17 protein-coding genes are annotated in these 20235 nt (G+C 63.4%); 9 read left to right on the forward strand and 8 right to left on the reverse strand.

All coding sequences use genetic code 11. The annotated features are described in order from the left end of the window. Window positions 1-86 precede the first annotated feature (86 nt). Window positions 87-509 (forward strand): hypothetical protein, encoded by a 423-nt coding sequence (locus B7G54_RS38765; protein ID WP_133059218.1) that lies wholly within the window; start codon window positions 87-89, stop codon window positions 507-509. A gap of 476 nt (window positions 510-985) precedes the next feature. On the opposite strand, the gene B7G54_RS26020 is transcribed toward B7G54_RS38765, so the two are convergent. Both B7G54_RS26020 and B7G54_RS26025 read right to left on the reverse strand, forming a co-directional pair. Then, window positions 986-1861: a phytanoyl-CoA dioxygenase family protein gene (locus B7G54_RS26020; protein ID WP_085041677.1), complete on the reverse strand. Its 876-nt coding sequence runs from the start codon at window positions 1859-1861 to the stop codon at window positions 986-988. Between the two features lie 973 nt (window positions 1862-2834). Beyond that, window positions 2835-6023: a bifunctional cytochrome P450/NADPH--P450 reductase gene (locus B7G54_RS26025; protein ID WP_085041678.1), complete on the reverse strand. Its 3189-nt coding sequence runs from the start codon at window positions 6021-6023 to the stop codon at window positions 2835-2837. Window positions 6024-6188: 165 nt separating this feature from the next. Between B7G54_RS26025 and B7G54_RS26030 the strand changes: the two genes are divergently transcribed. Further along, window positions 6189-6746, forward strand: a complete 558-nt coding sequence (locus B7G54_RS26030) for a TetR/AcrR family transcriptional regulator (protein ID WP_244289432.1) — start codon at window positions 6189-6191, stop codon at window positions 6744-6746. 153 nt (window positions 6747-6899) lie between these two features. Here B7G54_RS26030 and B7G54_RS26035 read toward each other — a convergent pair whose 3' ends face one another. The 3 genes from B7G54_RS26035 to B7G54_RS26045 form a co-directional block, all read right to left on the reverse strand. Next, window positions 6900-7556 (reverse strand): hypothetical protein, encoded by a 657-nt coding sequence (locus tag B7G54_RS26035; protein ID WP_244289433.1) that lies wholly within the window; start codon window positions 7554-7556, stop codon window positions 6900-6902. A 148-nt stretch (window positions 7557-7704) separates the two neighbouring features. Continuing rightward, window positions 7705-8472: a hypothetical protein gene (locus B7G54_RS26040; protein WP_133059219.1), complete on the reverse strand. Its 768-nt coding sequence runs from the start codon at window positions 8470-8472 to the stop codon at window positions 7705-7707. A gap of 53 nt (window positions 8473-8525) precedes the next feature. Then, a complete protein-coding gene (locus B7G54_RS26045; RefSeq protein ID WP_133059220.1) occupies window positions 8526-9242 on the reverse strand; it encodes a hypothetical protein in 717 nt (238 codons plus the stop codon). Window positions 9243-9333: 91 nt separating this feature from the next. Between B7G54_RS26045 and B7G54_RS26050 the strand changes: the two genes are divergently transcribed. The 5 genes from B7G54_RS26050 (at window position 9334) to B7G54_RS26070 (ending at window position 14244) form a co-directional block, all read left to right on the forward strand. Beyond that, complete coding sequence (locus B7G54_RS26050; RefSeq protein WP_133059221.1) at window positions 9334-9705, forward strand: hypothetical protein; 372 nt, start codon at window positions 9334-9336, stop codon at window positions 9703-9705. Window positions 9706-9792: 87 nt separating this feature from the next. Then, window positions 9793-10653 (forward strand): hypothetical protein, encoded by an 861-nt coding sequence (locus B7G54_RS26055; protein WP_085041683.1) that lies wholly within the window; start codon window positions 9793-9795, stop codon window positions 10651-10653. Window positions 10654-11086: 433 nt separating this feature from the next. After that, the gene (locus B7G54_RS26060) at window positions 11087-11689 is read left to right on the forward strand and encodes a TetR/AcrR family transcriptional regulator (RefSeq protein WP_085041684.1); all 603 of its coding nucleotides are present in this window, start codon (window positions 11087-11089) and stop codon (window positions 11687-11689) included. A gap of 330 nt (window positions 11690-12019) precedes the next feature. Further along, window positions 12020-12739 carry a response regulator transcription factor gene (locus B7G54_RS26065; RefSeq protein WP_039353478.1) on the forward strand — a complete coding sequence of 240 codons (720 nt, stop codon included), beginning with the start codon at window positions 12020-12022 and terminating at the stop codon, window positions 12737-12739. Beyond that, complete coding sequence (locus tag B7G54_RS26070; protein WP_085041722.1) at window positions 12739-14244, forward strand: sensor histidine kinase; 1506 nt, start codon at window positions 12739-12741, stop codon at window positions 14242-14244. Before B7G54_RS26065 ends, B7G54_RS26070 begins: the two co-directional genes overlap by 1 nt. Before the next feature lie 15 nt (window positions 14245-14259). Here B7G54_RS26070 and B7G54_RS26075 read toward each other — a convergent pair whose 3' ends face one another. From B7G54_RS26075 to B7G54_RS26085, 3 genes are all read right to left on the reverse strand, one after another. Continuing rightward, entirely contained in the window at window positions 14260-15372 is a 1113-nt protein-coding gene (locus B7G54_RS26075) for an AraC family transcriptional regulator (protein ID WP_085041685.1), read from the reverse strand. Window positions 15373-15511: 139 nt separating this feature from the next. Beyond that, window positions 15512-15967 carry a carboxymuconolactone decarboxylase family protein gene (locus tag B7G54_RS26080; protein WP_085041686.1) on the reverse strand — a complete coding sequence of 152 codons (456 nt, stop codon included), beginning with the start codon at window positions 15965-15967 and terminating at the stop codon, window positions 15512-15514. 301 nt (window positions 15968-16268) lie between these two features. Then, window positions 16269-17060, reverse strand: a complete 792-nt coding sequence (locus tag B7G54_RS26085; protein ID WP_085041687.1) for an HAD-IIB family hydrolase — start codon at window positions 17058-17060, stop codon at window positions 16269-16271. A gap of 303 nt (window positions 17061-17363) precedes the next feature. On the opposite strand from B7G54_RS26085, the gene B7G54_RS26090 reads away from it, so the two are divergent. After that, window positions 17364-18998 carry an AMP-binding protein gene (locus B7G54_RS26090; protein WP_085041688.1) on the forward strand — a complete coding sequence of 545 codons (1635 nt, stop codon included), beginning with the start codon at window positions 17364-17366 and terminating at the stop codon, window positions 18996-18998. Continuing rightward, a complete protein-coding gene (locus B7G54_RS26095) occupies window positions 18998-20158 on the forward strand; it encodes an AraC family transcriptional regulator (protein WP_085041689.1) in 1161 nt (386 codons plus the stop codon). The genes B7G54_RS26090 and B7G54_RS26095 overlap by 1 nt, the downstream gene beginning before the upstream one ends. The last annotated feature ends 77 nt before the right edge of the window (window positions 20159-20235 follow it).

Here is a 20235-nt window from a genome sequence, read left to right on the forward strand (position 1 = left end):
CGCGATAGCCGGGTGACATCGCTTAGCCACGACCCGGAGATTCTCCTCGTGCGCCGCGATATCTCATTGAACCTGGGCGGTTCAAGATGACAAATTCGCTCGCCGGCGGAACGTCGTTCGGGACAAGGTCGAAGACAACCGCGGTGCCGATCCTGGCCGCTTCTTTCTGGCATGCGTCTTCCACTGATCTCTTGGACGGCGCAGGCGGCACCACGATTTCAGCCATCGCCAAACGATGGCACGCGAGTGAGGCGCAGCCTTTGATTGCCGACGTTCGCTCGGACTTGCTCCATCGAGGCCTGTCGCTTTCGTCGAAATCCGACCCACGTAATGGAAATCCCCGCTCAACCTTCGAGCAGGGATACAGGAGCGATCAAGGTGAGGACGCGGGCTGGGATTTGGCAGTGCACTTCCGCCAGAAGGTTTCGCCGCGCGAGATCGTATGGCGTACCGGTGTGTTCGGAAACACGGTGTGCGCATGGCTGCGGCAGACTGAACCACGCGGATAGATCTATCCGGAGGGCGCAAGCCTGCGCGTCGTCGACACATGGGCCAACAGACTGTCGGGCTGGCTCAAGACCGAACGCCGTCGGCCGAAGCGCGAGCAATGCACCACGCGGTTCGTGCTCGACACGATCCGCGCGCAAGGCAGCGCCGGCACTTTCGATCGTTCCAGTTGGAGCCTATTGGGTCGAATCGTAGTGCTCAATGTGGTACAGAACCATGAATCCCGGGCTCAATACAAGAAGGATCCCGGCAACGAGTGAGATTGCGACAAATAAACGCTTCACCATGATCACGCTCCTGAGTTGGATGAGGTGTATTGGAAAGTCGATTGTTGAGGGCGATCCCGGAAAGGCGTGCCATGCCCGCATTCGATCGGCAATCGGCCTGATCATGATGCTGTCGTCGCCGACGAATGTGCGTAGCGGAATCCGGGAGGGCATTGCCGCATCCCGGACCGATGCAGGCGTCTGTTCGCGCCTCAAAGACCGAGGTGCGTGGCGATATCGTCGTAGTCGATTTGCCACAGGCCCGGCGTGCCCGCGGGGTATTGCGAACGGAAGCCGATGATTCGCTGAACGCGGTGTGACAGGCGTCTCACGATGTCCATGTCGACGATGAAGGGATACGCTTCCTCCGGCGTCAGGTAGGACGGCTGCATCGGCAGCGTGAGCCCGCGTCGGCGCTCGTTCTTCGTTACATTCGCGCCGCCACCGTGGATTACCTTTCCGCTGAACAGCAAAGCGTCGCCGGGGTCCATCTCGGCGGCAATGGTCATTTCAGGCGTGCCCTTGCTGTCGAAGTAGTCCTCGTCCCAGTTCTGGCTCCCCGGAATAATTCGGGTGGCACCGTTTTCCTCGGTGAAGCGCGTCAGGGCAATCATGAGGTTGGTAAACACCGTAGGCCCGTTGATTCCGAGCGCGCACAGCGGCGGAAAATTGCCGACATCGCGATGCAGCATTTGAGCTGCGTTGCCCGGGCCGATGTCGATGACCTGCGCGGTCGAAAGCCACCAGTCGCCGGACTCTTCCCGGTAGAGCACCTCGCCGAGATCGTGAAAGAGATCGTCGTCCAGCACGTCGCCAAAAGTCTTGCTGTGCGTGACCATGTTCGTCAGGCGCTTTGTATAGGTGCCGTGGAATTCCTTGATCAGTTCGTTTTCATGCGACGACCCTTCGCGAAGCCGATCGAGCGGAACATCGACCTCGCGGTTGATGTTCGCGACTTGCTCCTGGGTCAGATAATTCTTGATCCGGACTCCACCGTATTGATTCATGAGCGACACGATCTCTTGTGCGCTGGTCTGCTTGGGGACGGTGGGGAGAGCGTTCTGAAGGTTCTGAATATCTGCGTTCATGATTGCCTCAAAGCTGCGTGGACTGGTAAATCAGAAGCGGCGTCACGTTCTGATTCGGGGTGATCCAGACGTCGAGTTGAATTTTTTGACTGAGTCAGTTGACTATGAATGTCTCGGCTTTCTGCCATACATTCCTTTCACGCCAGTCGATGGAACGCGCAGGCACTTCTCGCCGTTGTCGCGACCTCCTGGTGATCCATGACCTGCTTCCGGAGGTGGCAGACGTGGAGCCATTCGAGGAGGTTTTTCTGTGATCTGGCGTATTCACGATGATGAGGTCAAGTGACCAAGTCATATGATCGTGGAAGTTAACATGGCGTTTTTCGATGGTCGATCATGGTTAACCCGTTCGCTTTCCGAACGGTGTCGCGCCTTGAAAGACAACAGGCCGTTCCGACGCGGGTGAGCAAAATGTGGTCACACCCTGAGAGGTGAGGTGGGGCATGGACCGGAGGCGACATACGTATCGCCGGGGCACGCAGTTCGACTTGGGACGGACGCTCGCGAGAGAAGCCGGGTGGCTCAGATGGAGAGCGATTCCTGCTGAGGGGGAGCGAGACGACCCGCTGCGATGTGACGACAGCTCATCCAGGGCGATACGCTGAATACCGCGGATGTGGGGATGGCAGTCATCGCATCGCAGAGTGGCGCGGCGATGAACTATGGAGTCGATCGATTTTTATAGGAATCCAGATTTTTTTAACGATCGAGGCTCGACGTTTCATGTGACTGCGGAACCATGCTTCCGCGCCACCTTGCCCGTCACGGCGGACCGTCTCGAAGCGAGCAGCAAAATTGCCGATCCGGTTCCGGTCGGAACTCGACAGGAACCGGATTGAAGGCAGCAAGAGCAGGCGGGCGCGGGCCGGTATCGAAGCGCTGGCCGCGTGAGTTCCGGAAAGCGGCGGCGGGGCAGGTCAAGCGTTCCGTTGCTTCTCCAGAGCGACGGGAAGCTGCATGAACCTGGTCGCCGTCATGCAAACACGTCGGCTACATACCTGCCATGCTCCCGCTCCATCGTGTCGATCCATGCAGCGGCGTTTTCATCGTTCTCGCCGGTTGTATCCTGATAAATCCGACCGAGCGTGGCACGCACCGCAGGCGCCATATTCTTCCCATCCCCGCATACATAGACGATGGCGCCTTGCGCAAACAGTGCGGCAATTTTCTCGCGCTCCAGCCAGACTTTGTCCTGAACAAAGCGGGCACCTTCCTCCGGGCGGTTGGAATAGGCCGGCAACACTTCGACCACGCCGCAGCTTGCCCATTCGTCGAGTTCATCGCGATAGAGAAAGTCGACGTCGGGATCGTCGATCCCGAAGAAAAGCAACGACGGGCCGACCTTTTCTCCGCGCTGTTTCTGTAGCGCACGCTCTTGCAGAAAGCCGCGGAACGGGGCGATGCCGGAACCCGCGCAAATCATGATCATCGGAAGAGCGGGTTCGGCTGGCGGCCGAAAGCGCGCATTCGATGGCCTGACCGCAATGGACACGCTGTCACCGGTGTTGAGTCGCGCAAGATGCGACGACGCCACCCCCTCGTGACGGCCGTTGCCCGAGAGCGCCGGTGCATCGACGACGGCGACCGTCACGGTCACGTGATCTGTTTTCCAGAGAGGGGACGACGAGATCGAATACTGCCGCGCCTTCAGCGCGGGCAGCATATCGAGGAACTTGTCGAATGACAAATCGACGGATCCGAAGCGTTCGAGCAGATCCATGACGGTCGTCCGCTTTTCCAGAATCTCGTATTCGAAATCGCCGGCGCTCAGGCGCTCAAGCTCGACCTTCTCTGGTGGGCAGCGAGTAGCGGCGGCCAGGCTGGATACTTGTGATCGTGTGGCCGGAACGGCAAGTTCGACGTAGCTCGAAAGCAGTTCGCCGCAACCGATTGCCTGGCCGAGCGGAAGGCGTGGATTACTTGAAGTACCATCGATGATCACCTGAGTGTCCCAACCCAGGCGAAAACGGCGCAAGACGCGATCGACGCCATGCTTCGAGTTGCGAGGCAGAACGGCCAGGTAATCGCCGGAGCGATAGGTCATTGTCTCGGGTAGCTTCAATTCGATGTGCTTCTTCGAGCGGCTTCCTGGTGCGCGGATATCGACCAGTTCTCTATTGTCGATAACGGTTGCGCGCGTCATGTCGTCAACGCTGAGCAATTTTTCTCGAACGTTATCAAGGAAGCTGACTTTTAGTCCGGCATCGGCACTTTGCGAAATCGAGACTTCTTTCCCGAAGCTGATCGAAAAGTGATTCCACAGCGCTGCGTACCATCGATCAAACTCACCGAAGAAATCGCCTCCGGAGTCGAGCTCGCCTCTGACGTGAACTCGGGTGGCGCCTGCTTTTTCGAAGGCTGCGTCAACGCGCTTGGGGATCGCCTGATATGTCCTTGCCCACTGCTTGTTTCCGCATCCAAGCACTGCAAATTTGACGCCGTCCAACGCTCCTTCGCTCATCGCCTCGATATACGGGAGAAATGCCGTTGCATTGTCTGGCGGCTGGCCTTCGTAGGAAGCGGTGACGATGACGATCGCAGGAAATCCGTCGATTTTTCCTGCGAACTCGTCAAGAGGCGCGCAGGTGGCACGAAATCCGTGGCGACTTGCGTCGCCTGCAATGCGGCGGGCAAAAGACTCCGAGGAGCCCGTGTTCCCGCCAAAGAGGACGAGCATGTTCGGCGCGTCCCGATCGGAGATTGATGTCGCCTGGTCGATGCTGGGGCTTTCGATGCTCGCGCGGCCGCGCAGGTCACCATTTGATACCTTGCGTGCGCCTCGCGCTCGTGGCCGCACGTTGATACGGAGACCTGTTGGCTTGAGCGTAAGTGTTTCGGCGACGTCCAGTTCGTAGTTCGGATCTGCAAACGCGAAGTCGAATCGCTGCAGCAACATGATCAGAACGAGATGGGCTTCCTGCATTGCAAAGGGCCGGCCGATACATGCCCGCGCGCCATTGCCAAAGGGTTTCCATGAATTTGGCGGGAGTTTCTCCGCATTCTCCGGTGCAAATCGCTCCGGTCGAAATGCTTCAACGTCCTCGCCCCAGACGCTCACGTCCCTGTGCAACATGGGAGTCAAGATCATGATGATGTCGTCTGGCGAAACGGGATATTTTCCGCCGAACGTCGTGTCAGCGAGTGGCGTGACGGCGAACGCCGGGGCCGTCGGCCAGATTCGCAGCGTTTCCATGAGGATTTGTTCGATGTAGCGCAGCCGTGCAAGATGCTCGATCCGTGGTGTCTCGCTGCCAACAACCTCGTCGACCATGTCCCGCGCTTTTTGCAGGATCTCCGGGTTTTTGAGGAGGAAATAGGTGGCAAAGGACAGGAGCCCGCTTGTCGTTTCATGTCCAGCGATGAGAAATGTAATCATCTGGAAGACGATATTTTCGTCATCGAGCTTCTCTCCCGTCACCGGATCGACGCCGTTCAGCATTCGATCCAGCAGGTCCATCGCCTCCTCGTTGTCGTGCGGATGCTTCCGCCGGTCTTCGATCATTTTGGTCGCGAGCGATCGCATGACTTCGATGTCCGCGTCGAACTTTCGACTCCGACTGAGCATCAACTTCGACACCAGTTTTGGCCGCAGCTCGCGCTTTCCGGCCTCGCTGAGGGTATTGACCATGGCATCCACGAACGGATGCTGATCGTCGCGGTAGAAGCTGTTGAAGCGACAATCAAACGCACAAAGGGCGATCGTATCAAGCGTCAGACGAGTCATATGATCGGACACGTCGACAGCCGTCTCCGGGCCGAATCGTTCCCAATAGAGAAACATCTGGTCTGCGATGTCGACCATTTTGTCGAACATGGACCAGATGCTGAGTGGCCCGAAAGCCTGCATCAATACACGATGCGCCTTGGCCCAGTTCGGTTCATTGCTGAATGCCGTAAACAGTCCGTCCCCGATCGCGGGTCTAAGTTCGAGCAGAGACTGATGGACGGATTTCTGGAACCTGCTTTCGTCGCACACCTCGTCGACCAGTGCTTGTCCGCTGACGACGTAGTAACCTTGCCCGAACACCTCGAACCAGTAGACTGGCCCGTAAGTTCGTGCGAGATCCATCATCTTTGCAAGCGGAGACGGCCCGAGGACTTCCATCAGGTGACCGATGATGGGTTTCAGGGGCGGTTGGGGAACGAGGGCGGAAGATTTCATTTCAATAGCCTTTCAGAGGGGCATGCCGGAACGTCGCTTCTCAATCTATTGAACGAATGTAAAATAGACAAAACAACCTGTCTAGAGCTTTTTATGCCACCTGATGTAAGCCCTAATCCCGCGGATCCTCGCTTTCAACGGAGTTACGATGCGCTCGTTCGTGCCGTGACCGAACTGCTCGACGAGGCGCCGCTGAACAAACTCAGCATTGCTCAACTGGTGCAGCGCGCGGGCGTCGCTCGCCCCACGTTCTATCAGCACTTCCCCGACCTTCAGGCTGCTGCCCAGCGGGCGGCGTTGGTGAGGCTCGACAGCGCTTTCGCATTCGTCGAGGAGCAAGGCAAACTGCTGAACCCGCCGAACGTCGCCTTCGTCAAGTCAATGGAGGTGGAGACTGCGCTGATTCTCGAGCACCTGCATGCGCATCAGCACTTCTATCTGACCGTATTCAACGATGCGGCGACATCGGCGTTTTTCGATGAACTGGTGACGTTCGTCGCCGGCCGAATCCTTCCGCCCTATGAAGGCGTTCGTACGGAGGCAGAGCAGGATTGCCTGACGGTGCTTGGCGGTGGATTGGTCTGGACGGCGCTGCACTGGCTTCGCCAGGGCAGCACGCGCGAGACCCCGGAAGTAATGGCCAGGCGAATGGCCAGGACTGCGGTGACGATCCTCGACGCTTTCGGTCTTACGCTCGGGTTCGCGCAGGCGGATTCAGCGTAGACGTAGAGCGAGGAGAGGCACCGGAAGCGGCCACGTTGCTCGACGTGCGCCGCTCATGTGCTGTCGCATGCAACGCGCCGCTGCAGGCTTGGCCAGTCGCGTCTATGCCATGGCTCGGCGCGTTGTGTCTAGCCTCGAGGCGAGGTGGTTGTCCTATTGCACCAGTACCGCCTTTACGCAGGCCGTACCGAGCGGTTCGCCGTTATCGGAGAATGCCCGGATGGCGTACACCGAAACAGACATGCGTTGTCGCTCGAAAACATCGAAGATCCACTGGCCGTGTTCGCCATAGTGAGCGTGGCGACTGAACCCCATGGACTCCAATGCCCCCGTGAATTGAGCAAAATTTGGCTCACACGTCGTCAATGGGGAAGCTTGCGCTCCGGGAATCGGATCAAACATCAGATCCACACGCGTACCGCTATCACCGATCGTCAGCCTCTCGAGACTGAATGCCCAGTTGCCCGGCAAGCGTTGACCATAGCCGAACTGATCCTTGCCAATCGATTTGATCTGCACACCAAAGATGTGGTGTACCGTTTCCGGCGCGATGTCGGTAACCTGGCTGCTTGCCTGAATCAGCACCAGCATGCGTTGTAGCGCTTGCGTCGCGCTCAGGTTCGCCGGCGCCCGAGATTCGATATGCGATTGGCCTGCGCAGTCCGGCGTGGCCGCGTCCGCAGGCTGTCCGTGCGCGCTGCCAGGCGGCATGCAGAGACTCAACGCCGCCACGACGATCTCCGGCGTGACGAATAGGCAGCCAGTGCACCGGACTGCGAATTCGAGAATCCTGCTTCGTGTGGACATCATGGCGTCAAGTCGATGTCGTTCATTCGATCAGCAGTCCAGATGGATGATGAGGCGCCCGAAACTCCGCTGCTTAGACCACCTTTGCGGTGGCAAGCAGGTCCCGGCATGCACTGCTCGTGCGAGCGTCCTGACGCCGAAGCGCTCCTGCTCAGGCGTCGGCGCCCTTGCACTGCATGCTCGCGATACGTTGGTTCGGCCTGGTGCGGTAGAACACGAAGTTGGTCGCCCCCGGCCCCTGAGTTCCTCCCTCTTCATCGATGTAGGTTTCCGCAAACACCGGCACGGCAGCGTTGGCGATGCTGACCTGGTAGAACACATTCTTTTGCACGTTCGGTGCAGTGGTGCCGTAGTCGAGTGCGCATCGGCCGGCGATGCGCTTGATCGTGGCATCGCTGCCGAGCTGGCGCAGCAGAATGTCCTGCGCGTCGTCGCTCGGGTAGAACTTCCGCAGCGCAATCGACAGGACGGCGGTCGCATTGCCGTTGAGTACGACGCCGACGTGGCCTTCGTTGTCCTTCTTGACGCCGGCTTCGTCGCCGACCTTGCCGTCCGGCACATCCACGTCGCCGAAGCCGGTGAGCAGCATGTCGCCACCACGGTAGTACGTGGCCTCGGGGGAGTGGCTGTCTGGATTGCCGAGCGGCTTCGCGTCGCGCCAGTGCACGCCGGACACGTTGTCGAACGCTGGCCAGGTTGCCGGCCTCGCACCTTCGAATACATCCAGCAGCGCTTGCAGCGGCGATGCCGCAGCCATTTCCGGCACATCGGAGACCGGCAAAGACGCAGCGGACGCAGGTGCTGCCGTCGGGCTGGCGGGCGGCGTGGCGCGCTCGCACGCGTTCAGGCCGATCAGCAGGACGCCGGCGGATAGCGCGCGCCAGATGTGGGTCGGGGTTCGCATGGGCAGACGTTGCATGAGGCGCTCTTGTTTTTCGCGGCGGCCAGGGCGAGGCAGCCGACGAGAAGTGATCAGCGGTACTTGACGTCGTAATCCGTGACGGATGGGAGGTCGCCGTCGCCTACGGTGGTCAACGTCAGCTTGCCGTTCTCGAACACGGCCACGTTGCCTTGCGTGATGCTGCAGGTGCCGCTGGTTGCGGGCTCCATCCGGCCTGCGAAGCTGACGGCGCGGTAGGGCGCCAGCGGCACGTCCGACATGACGGCCCAACCTTGCGCCGCGACCAGTTTGGCTGCTGCCGATTTCGGCTGGATGACCGATTGCGGGCAACTGTCGCGATCGACGGGGCTTGCGGCCCCGGGCAGATCGGCGAGCGCCTTCATGCGGATGTCCTTCAACTCGGACACCACGCGCGGCGCGGGTGCATTCGCTTGTGCGGCAGCCGGCACCGCGAGCGCCAGGCCAAGCATCAGGTCGGCGCCGTACAGGCTCTTCGACGCGCAAGATGCGGCGAGAAGCGGCAGAACAGCGGCGCGCGGCATGGCGGAAGATCCGGAGACGTCGGTGGCGGCGCGCTTCAAGGTACGGCGCGCCTGTGTTTGCCTGTCGCTGGCATCGCGAAAGTGGATTAACCGCCGAGCAGCGCTTTGGTGAAACGTGTTCATTTCCCAAATATTAGGAACGGAAAATATATCGAGAAGTAAAAACACGGCAGCCGTTGTGCCTGTGCCGATCGCTTCGGTCTCACTGATCGCGATTCTAGTCAAAGTAGATCGACTAGTATACATTCATCATATCGTTCTTCTCGCTTCGTAAAGGTGTGGATCCGATGCCAAGCGGTGCCGGGGCGCCGAGGGTGGTTTGGGCAGGAATTTCACAGTGACGCTGACAGCCAGCATCGATGAGATCGCCCGTGGCCTGGACGGATTGAATCCGCCCTGGTTGCCTGCCTATGACATGCGGGCTTATGCGGCAAAGGTGGATTCGGAATGCGGATATGGCGCCGACATGATGGTCTCCGTCGAGATCAATACGAGAATGTTCGAGGAAGTCGTTGCGTTCGTGCATTTGTGCGGCGCGTTCGCATCGCTGCATTCAACCACTGCTCGGCAGTACGAGTGCGTGCGCAACGACAGGGCCGAAATCGACGATGTGCTTGCACACAATGCGACCGCGGCATGTCCGACATACACGGGGTTGCTGACATCGCTCGTCAATCGGGGCATCCTCGCGCGATGTGCGCTGGATTGACGTTCAGCCTCCATGAGGGGCTTTGTGCCGATTTCCTTTCTACTGCGACGCATCGCATTCACAGTCGCGATCAGGACCTAGCTGAAAATGACCAAGCCTTCCAGGCGCCATGCCATGCAGACAAGAGCAATCAAGAAAACCACGGTTTTGTTCGCCCTGGTCAACCAGGCGATTGCCGATAGGTCGCGTCAATGCCCGTCGGCTGTTCGCGCGACAGTCGGGCTATTGCTTGTCGCCAGCGTGATTTCGGGGTGTGCACCCCTATCGGCGTCTGCGCCGACCGATCCTCAGCAGCAGTTTGCCGCAGAGCAGCGGAATGCGAATGCGTTGTATAGCAAGAGGGTGTTGGCATATAAGCCGATGTTCGAGAATCCTGCCGGCTATGGTCGAGCGCAGATACTGGAAGCGTACGAGGCGGTCCTCCAGCAGTACTCCGTCGCTGCAATCGCGTATGCCCGCACCATCTACCCCGAGGCTCGACAGACGCTTCCACCTTCCCTGCAGCCATTGCCGGCGCCGTCGGTGCCGCTCACGCTGACGGTCGTCAATCGCGACTACGAACATGTGCTCGGAATGGACGCTGCCTTGTGGGAGATGGATATGGCGGCGAACTTTGGCCGGCCATCCAGGTTGCCGATACCGAAATACACCGGCCCTGTGCTCATCATGCCGCCTGCGCCACCGTTTCCGCCCCTGCAGGATGTTCGCGATCCAAAGTTCGCACGGCTCGTGACCATGGCGAAGAAAGTGGACGATGCGCAGAAGGCAGACCTGGCCCGAGAGCAAGCCGCGATCGAGCAACAGTATGCCGAGCAGGCCGCGTGGAGGGCTCGACACCCCGTGGGTCAGTATGACCACATCGATCCGAGGACCGGGCTACCGTATGCTGCCCCGCAACAAGAGACGCAGCGATGGTGCATGATGAACGGTGGCCGGGTGCCTTGCTGAAACCGCTGCGTGCAGCGGCAATTGCGGCCCGATGGGATGCCGGCCGGGCTGGCACACACTACCCACGTGGAACCATCTTTTGCCGATCCGCCTGGAGCGTCTCGTCGCAGCGCTCTTGCCCGCGGACAGTCCGGGCATCGTGCGTGACGGTGTTTCCCGAGTACTCGGTGCCGGCTAATTGCTGTCTACCCTACGACCCGCCGTATCGCACGAACAGGTGCCAACGTTGTCCCGTACAACTTTTCGCCGGGATTCCTGAACGACACCCTTCCTGTCTGGCGCAAGACGAATGAGAGGGGCGTGGAGGATGCCGTATTCACTGCCCTGAAGAGCGAGATCGTATCCGGCAGTTGGCCACACTTGCCCGACAGGCTGAAAGGAGCAGTGCTGGCGGCGGTGCTAAGATGCCGCCCTGTAGTCAGGAGAGGCATAAATGCGCGCGAGCAAACGCCAGCAGGTGGTCGACAAGGCAGGTGAGTTGTTTTCCCGACATGGCTTTCATCCGGTCGGTATCGACTGGATCATCGCCGAAGCGGACGTTGCCCGCATGACGCTCTACCATCACTTCGCGGGCAAGGACGATCTGATCAAGGCAGTGCTGGAACAGCGCTACACCTTCATCATGGAGAGCATCGCGGCCAAGCTCGGCCCCATGCCGCACGCTACTGCGCGCCTGAAGGGGATTTTCGACTGGTACGGCACCTGGTTTAGTAGCCCGGAGTTCGCGGGCTGCCTGTTCGAGCGTGCGCTGGCCGAGTTTGGTGCGACCTGCCCCAAGGTGACCGACGTGGCGGTGCGCTATCGGGATGACTTGTTGGCTCTCATGGCGCAACTGCTATCCGAGATCGTTCCGCGTCGCCGGGCGCGTCAGCTTGCAGGCGTGTACGTGATGTTACTGAGCGGGGCGACCGCGGATGCGCGTGCGATCGGGGATCCGCGTGCTGCCGCACGGGCATGGCAGGCGGCGGAGATGCTGCTGAACGAGTCCAGCGTCGCGAGTGAAAGCATGCGTAAAGCCCGTAGCCGTCACGCTTGATCGTTTGTGGACCCTGCCTTTAGCCCTCGCGCAGCGTCGGCCGTAGCGAGATCGCTCAGAACGTGTCGCGTCTGTTTTTTAGTGTTCGGACTCGGGTGAGGAAAGTTTCGTTTTTGGGGGGCCGCAGCGGAAAGCCTTACGGGCATTGGCTCAGATCACATGCACAATTCAAAGTTAAATGAAATGTGATCACTCCCCGCCTCAAAATTTTGCACAATGGCGGCAGCGCGGCTCATTGCCGCGATTCACCCCCGGGCATCCGGCCAGCCGGACCGGGGCCGCCCCGAACCGATACCCGACCTCGGCACCGACGTGCCGCCGCCCGCCGCCATGGACCAACCGAAACGCATCCTGATCGTCGAGGACGATGCCGACATCGCCGACGTGCTGAGCCTGCACCTGCGCGACGAGCGCTACGAGGTCGTGCACAGCGCGGACGGCGCCGAGGGGCTGCGCCTGCTCGAGCAGGGCGGCTGGGATGCGCTGATCCTCGACCTGATGCTGCCGGGCGTCGACGGCCTCGAAATCTGCCGGCGCGCGCGTGCGATGACGCGCTACACGCCGATCATCATCACGAGCGCGCGTTCGAGCGAGGTGCACCGGATCCTCGGCCTCGAACTCGGCGCCGACGACTATCTGGCCAAGCCGTTCTCGGTGCTCGAACTCGTCGCGCGCGTGAAGGCGCTGCTGCGGCGCGTCGACGCGCTCGCGCGCGATTCGCGGATCGACGCGGGTACGCTCGATGTCGCGGGGCTGGCGATCGACCCGATCGCGCGCGAGGCGAGCGTGGATGGCGCGCGCATCGACCTCACGCCGCGCGAATTCGACCTGCTGTATTTCTTCGCGCGGCACCCGGGCAAGGTGTTCTCGCGGATGGACCTGCTCAATGCCGTGTGGGGCTACCAGCACGAAGGCTACGAACACACGGTCAACACCCACATCAACCGGCTGCGCGCGAAGATCGAGGCCGATCCGGCCGAACCCGTGCGGATCCTCACCGTGTGGGGCCGCGGCTACAAGCTCGCCGCGCCGGGCCAGCGGGACGCATGATGAAGCTCACCCTCACCCAGCGGCTGTCGCTCGTGTTCTCGGTGCTGCTGCTCGCGTGCTCGGGCGCGTCCGCGTGGCTGCAGATCCGTGCGAACGACATGCGCGAGCAGGAAGTCGTGCAGGGGCTGTCGCGCGACCTGGCCGCCAATATCGTCAACAGTGTGACTCACAGCGCGCCGCTGATGGACGCGAACGGGCTGCGCCCGGATGCCGTGCGCACGCTGTTCGGCCAGTTGATGGGCGTGAACCCGAGCGTCGAGGTGTACCTGCTCGACAACGCGGGGCGCATCAAGGGTGACGATGCGCCGCCCGGCCACGTGAAGCGCGACCGCGTCGATCTCGCGCCCGTGCAGCGCTTCATCGCGGGCGAGCCGCTGCCGATCCTGGGCGACGACCCGCGCAGCCCCGACGCGCGCAAGGTGTTCAGCGCGGCGCCGCTGCAGCTGGCGGGGCAGCCGCCGTCGGGCTACATCTATGTGGTGCTGCTCGGCGAGGCGCACGACCGGCTGGCCGCGCGCGTCGACGCCGGCAACGTGCTGCGCACGACGCTGTGGTCGATGGCGCTGGTCGCGCTGCTCGGCCTGCTGGCGGGCCTTACCGCGTTCAGCTTCATCACGCGCCCGCTGCGCCGGCTGACGGACGCGATGCGCCGCTTCGACGCGAACGGCACGCCCGACGCGCAGCCGCCGGTGCCGCGCTCGCGGCCGGGCCGGCGCGGCGACGACATCGTCGTGCTCGAATCCGCGTTCGCGCAGATGGCCGACCGGATCGGCGACCAGTGGCGCGCGCTGACGCACCAGGACCAGCAGCGCCGCGAACTGATCACGAACATCTCGCACGACCTGCGCACGCCGCTCACGTCGCTGCACGGCTACCTGGAGACGTTGTCGCTGAAATCGGACTCGCTCGCCGAGCCCGAACGGCGGCGCTACCTGTCGATCGCGCTCGCGCAGAGCGCGAAGGTGGGCCGGCTCGCGCAGGCGCTGTTCGAGCTCGCGCGCCTCGAATCGGGCGGCGTGCAGGCCGAGCGCGAACCGTTCTCGCTCGTCGATCTCGTGCAGGACGTGTTCCAGAAATTCGAGCTGACCGCGCAGGCGCGCGGCGTCGCGCTGCATGCGCGGATTCCGCCGCGGGTGCCGGTCGTGTCGGCCGATCTCGGGATGATCGAGCGCGTGCTGACCAACCTGCTCGACAACGCGCTGCGGCACACGCCTGCGCACGGCGAGGTCGAGGTCGCGCTGGAGCCGCGCGGCGGCCGCGTGCTTGTGACCGTGGCCGATACCGGGGAAGGGATTCCGGCGGCGCGGCGCGAAGGGCTGTTCCAGCGGCCGCAGCGGCCGATGAGCGGCGGCGCGATGACGAGCGGCGGGCTCGGGCTGCTGATCGTGCACCGGATGCTGGCGCTCAACGGCAGCAGCATCCGGCTGGTCGACCGGCCTGGGCGCGGGGCGGTGTTCGAGTTCGCGCTGGCGGTGGCCCCGCCTGCCGTCGGCGACGGGCGCTGACCGTAGTCAACGCCGTCACGCCGGAGTTCGACCGCCGCGCTTGCGCCGCACGTCGCTCGGCGTCATGCCGGTCCAGCGCTTGAACGCATGGCGAAACCCCACGGCGTCGCTGAAGCCGAGCGTCAATGCGATGTCCTCGGTGCTGAGCGTGGTCGTGCTGAGGTAGTCGACCGCGAGCGCCTTGCGCACGCTCGCCAGCAGTTCGCTGTACGACGTGCCTTCGGCTTCGAGCTTGCGGCGCAGCGTGCGCGACGTGATGCACAGGATCGCCGCGATCGCGTCGATGTCGGGGAACTGCCCGGGCGTGCGCGTGAGTTCCTGGTACACGCGCCGCGTGACGCCGGCGTGGCTGCGCAATTCGTCGAGCAGGCTCGCGCAATGCGACGACACCTGCGCGGCGGTAATCGGATTCGCGAGCTGCGGCGCGCGCGTGAGCCATGCAGCCGGGTAGCTGAGCACATGATGCGGCTGGTCGAAGGCGATCGGGCATTCGAGCGCATCGGCCAGCAGTGCCGCGTGTGCCGGCTGCGGCTGCGCGAACTGCGCGCGCGCCGGCACGCACCACGCACCCATCACGTCCTTGATGATCGTCACGTGCAGCGCGAACTGCATGTCGATCAGGAAACGGTACAGCGGCTCGTCGAGCTCGGGCAGCGCGACCTCGTGCCGGCCGGGAAACAGCCATGACGCGGTATCGCCCTGTTCGACCCAGCGGATCGCGAGCATGCCGTTCGCGAGCCGGTGATATTTGACGGCCGATTCGAACGCGTGCGCGAGCGATTCAGAACACAGCATCGCGTAGCCGTACATCCCGTAGCTCGACACGTGCAGCCGGTGGCCGACGCGCACGCCGAGATCGGCGCCGTCGTAGCGGCGGATTGCATTGCGCGCGGCAGTGAGGAACTGCAGCGGCGACGTGAGCGTGAACGGGTCCGCGACGGCGGCCGGCGTGAGGCCGGTGCCGTCGAGCATCGCGACCGGGTCGAGGCCGGCTTGCGCCGCCACGTCGAGCAGCACGGCCAGCTTGGCCGGCGTGAAGCGCTGCTCGCGTAACGCATGGATTGGCTCGACGTCCGGCAGGCGGGCTGCGCGGGCGGTCGTCGGGTTCAAGAGCGCACTGCGCGGCATGGGAGCATCCTGCGTCCGAATCGATATCGTTTACGGCACGCAATTCTGCTCGGGATCGGTCCCATGCGCCATAGGGTTCACCCTGATACGCGCGCCGGCGCCACCCGGCGCGTCCGGTCTCGACCGCCTTCAACCGCCTTCAACCAGCCTGGAACACGCCGGCCTGCCACGCGAACGGCTTCGCGAGCCGGTTCCACGTGTTGATCTGCGCGACGATCAGCGTGAGCGTGGCCAGTTCGTCGCGATCGAAATGCTTGCGCGCCGCGTCGACGAGTTCGTCGCCGATCGTGTGCTCGCTGATCAGCGTCAGCGCTTCGGCCCAGCGCAGCGCGGCCTGCTCCTTCGGGCTGTAGAGATCGGGCGTTTCGTGCCACACGGGCAGCAGGTGGTAGCGCAGCGGATCTTCGCCCGCGTGGATGCCTTCCTTGATATGACGATCGAGACAGTAGGCGCAGCCGTTGAGCTGCGACACGCGTGCGCGCACCAGCTCGACGAGCCGGAAATCGTGGCCGGTGTCGTTCGCGTATTCCTCGACGTTGAGCACGACGTCGAGCAGCCGGGCGGGGAGTTGTTCAAACGAGATGCGTTCTGGCATGGCGACTGACCTTTGGAAGCGTTGTTGTATGTCGTGTTCCGGTTCGCCGCGCTGCCGCGATCGGAGGCATGTATGAAGTCATCCTTATTATTCGGCGGCGGGAGCGGGCGGCGAAACCAGGCGGCTATGCGCGCATGGGCCGTTGTACGGATGCGCCGGCTTCACGGGTGGCGCCGCGCGGCACCGATGGCGTCGTCGAACCGGAAGCGAAGCGATCGTAGCAGGCGCAACCGGCGGCAGGAATGGCCGGATCCCGTATGTTGCTCATGCAGATGGACCGATAGTCGCTACGCGGGTGCGGTCAGTCGCGATCGATCGGGCGGGCGCGCAGAATCGCGTCGGCGAATTCGACGAACCCGCTGCCGCCCGGGCCTTGCGTGATCCAGCGCGGCAAGGCAGGCAACTGCTGCAGATAGTCGACCACGGTGCTCATGCCCGCCGTGTGCGTGAAATAGCCGAACATCGGCGCGTCGTTGGTGGAATCGCCGGAATAGGCCACGCAATCGCGCGCCGCGCCGGCGTCGACGCCGAACGTATCGGACAGCACGCGCAGCGACATCGACAGCTTGTCGTACCCGCCGACCCAGCCGATGATCCACAGGTTGTTGATGGTCGCGTCCGCGCCGGCCGCGACCAGTGCGTCACGGATCCGGTCGTCCTGGTCGCTGCCGGTACGGGCGTACGCGAGCGAGGCCAGCCTGAAGTCCTGGTCGTCCGCGCGGCGGGCGGCGGGTACGGCCGTCTCGACGTGCCGCGCGATGCGCCAGCGTGCGGCGCGCGCGTCGGCACGCGCATCTTCCGCATGCCAATAACTGCGTTCGACGCCGTGCCCGTCCGGGCTGCGCCGGATGAAGAGCCCGCCGTTTTCCGCAATCACGCCGTCGACCGGCCACATGCGCGCCATCTGGTCGCACCAGCCTGCCGGCGCGGCGGTCACCGGAATCACGCGGATGCCGTGCGCCTGCAGGCGTTCGAGCGCCGCATAGGTGCCGGCGGACAGGCGGCCCCGATGGGTCAGGGTCTCGTCCATGTCGGTCAGCAGGAAGCGGACGGACGAGAAGGTGTCGGCGGGGGCCAGGGAGAGCGGCTGCATTGTCTCGACCGGGGAATGACGGCCGTCGATTATGAAGAAGGGCGCGTGGCGGCGCCACGCCGCTTGCTGCTTAGCAATTCTCACCGGGGAATAAGCGCTTTACGGCACCGGCAGGCGAAGTTGTCTGGACAAGTGCGAACCGCTGCATGTCCGTTTCGATCATCTTTTCGGCCTCCCGGATCATTTTCAAAGTGCGCCGCGCGGGCGATAGTCGCCGGTCAGGCGATGGCCCGCGCTTCTCCGGCGTGCAGGCCGTCGTGCGAACGGCGCGCGGTCGGCGCGCCGTCCCCCGTGGAGTGAGACATGACGAAGAGACACTGGACCGGGTCGTATGGCTCGATTCCCGCCGAGATCGATCCCGATCGCCATCCTTCCGTAAGCGCGCTGCTGGGCGACGCGATGCGCCGCTTCGCCGATCGCCCGGCGTTCCACTCGTATGGCCGCACGCTTACCTATGCCGACGTCGACCGCCTGTCGACGGCGCTGGCCGCTTATCTGCAGCAGGTCGTGGGCGTCCGCAAGGGCGATCGCGTGGCCGTGATGCTGCCCAACGTGCTCGCGTTTCCGGTCGCGTTCGTCGCCATCGCGAAGATCGGCGCGATCCAGGTCAACGTGAACCCGCTCTACACGGCGCGCGAGCTCGAGCATCAGCTCAACGACGCGGGCGTCGAAGTCGCCTTGGTGTGCGGCGGATCGATGGGCACGTTCGCCGAGGTGGTCGGCGGCACGCGCGTGCGCACCGTGCTGAGCGTCGGGCGCGGCGATCTCGGCGTCGTCGATGCGCCGGCCGGTGCATGCGACGCGCTGCCGCCCGGTTCGATCCCGCTTGCGGATGCCATCGCCGCCGGGGAATCGCTCGCGTGCGAGCCGGTCGCGCTGGGCGGCGCGGACCTGCTGCTGCTGCAGTACACGGGCGGCACGACCGGCCTGTCGAAAGGTGCCGCGCTGTCGCACCGCAACCTCGTCGCGAACATCGAGCAGTTCGGGGCGATCGTGCCGGCCGCGCGCGAGCCGGGCGAGGAGGTCGTCGTCACGGCGATCCCGCTGTATCACATCTTCGCGCTGACGGTGAACTTCCTGTCCTATTTCGCGATCGGCGCGCAGAACTGGCTGGTTGCGAACCCGCGCGACATGGACGGCTTCATCGACGTGCTGAAGGCCGCGCGGCCGACGGTGTTCGTCGGCGTGAATACGCTGTACGCGGGGCTCGCCGGCCATCCGCGCCTGACGGAAGTCGACTGGTCGCGCCTGAAGCTGTCGGCCGGCGGCGGCGCGGCCGTGATCGACGTGATCTCGTCGCGCTGGAAGGCAGTGACGGGCAATTTCATCCGCGAGGGCTACGGTCTGTCGGAAACGTCGCCGGTCGTGTCGTTCAACCCGCAGTCGATCGACTCGTTCACGGGTACCACGGGCCTGCCGCTGCCGTCGACCGACGTGAAGCTGCTCGACGACCAGGACAACGAGGTGGCGATCGGCGGCGCGGGCGAGATCTGCGTGAAGGGGCCGCAGGTGATGGGCGGCTACTGGCAGAAACCGGAAGCGAATGCGGCCGCGTTCACGGCCGACGGCTATTTCCGCACCGGCGACGTCGGCATGTTCGACGAAGCGGGTTTCCTGCGGATCGTCGACCGCAAGAAGGACATGATCATCGTGTCGGGCTTCAACGTGTACCCGAACGAGGTGGAAGCCGTGGCCACTGCCGTGCCGGGCGTGGCCGAATGCGCGTGCATCGGCGTGCCGGACGCGCGAACGGGCGAGGCCGTCAAGCTGTTCGTGGTGCTGGCGGAGGATGCCTGCGTCACGGAGGAGCAGCTCGTCGCGCATTGCCGTGCGAGCCTCGCGGCCTACAAGGTGCCGAAGCTCATTCGCTTCGTCGACCGGCTGCCGAAGTCGACCGTCGGCAAGATCCTGCGCCGGGAACTCAGCCGCACCGACTGATGGCGCCGGCGCGCCGCGCAGCGCGTGGCGCGCCGAAGGCCCGGAAGGCTCCGCGCGGGCCGCTCAAGTACAATGCGAGCGGTTCGATCGACGGGGACGCGATGACCGGTTCAGATTCACTTTCCACCCAGCCCGGGCCAGCGTCCGGGCGCGCGCTGCCGTCGCCGAGCGCGACGGTGCCGATCTCGCTCGTCAACGGCTTCCTCGCGAGCGCGGGCGCGCAGCGCGACGTGGTCGAGCGCTACCTGCGCGGGGCCGGCATCCCGATCGAGCTGCTTGGCGAACCGCATGCGCGCGTGACGGAGGAGCAGTTCTCGACGCTGTACCGTACGCTCGCGATCGACCTCGACGACGAGATGCCCGGCATCTTCTCGCGCCCGCTGCGCGGCGGCACGCTGAAGTACCTGTGCCTGAGCCTGCTCGACGCGCGCAACCTCGAAACGGCGCTGCATCGTTTCGGGCAATTCTTCCATATCCTGCTCGACGATTTCTTCGTCGAATCGAAGCGCGACGGTCTCGTCGCGCAGGTGCTGCTGCGCCCGAACGACGCCATCGGCCCGATCGGCGCGCTCGGCCAGGAGCTGATGCTCAAGCTCGTGCACGGCGTATGCTCCTGGCTGATCGGGCAGAAGATCCCGTTGCTGCAGATCGAGTTCGCATGCCCGCGGCCACGCCATGCGGTCGACCATCTGTACTTCTTCACCGGCGCCGTGCAGTTCGACTGCGAGCGCACGCTGATGCGTTTCAGCGCGGACTACCTCGACGCGCCGATCCGGCAGAGCAAACGCAACCTGCGCAAGTTCCTCGCGCGCGCACCCGGCGACTGGATCTTCGAATCGTTCAGCGAACAGCTCGTGTGCCATCGCGTGCGGCAGTACCTGTCGGAAGCGTTGCCCGACCTGCCGGTGATCGACCAGGCGGCCGAGCACCTGCATTGCTCGGTGCGCACGCTGAGCCGCCACCTGGCCGCCGAAGGGACGACGTTCCAGGTGCTCAAGGACGAACTGCGTCGCGACATCGCGATCCAGCGGCTGACCGATACGCCCGACACGATCGCGGCGATCGGCGCCGACATCGGCTTCGACGATCCGAGCGCGTTCCATCGCGCGTTCCGGCACTGGACGGGGAGCACGCCGGGCACTTACCGGCGGCGCGCGTAACGGGGCGCATCGAGCTTCAAGGTAGCCGGTTCCCATAACCGGATACCTTCGCGCGCTCCCATGGACGGCTCCCCCGG

The sequence above is a fragment of the Burkholderia puraquae genome (genome assembly GCF_002099195.1).
Taxonomy (GTDB): Bacteria; Pseudomonadota; Gammaproteobacteria; order Burkholderiales; family Burkholderiaceae; genus Burkholderia; species Burkholderia puraquae.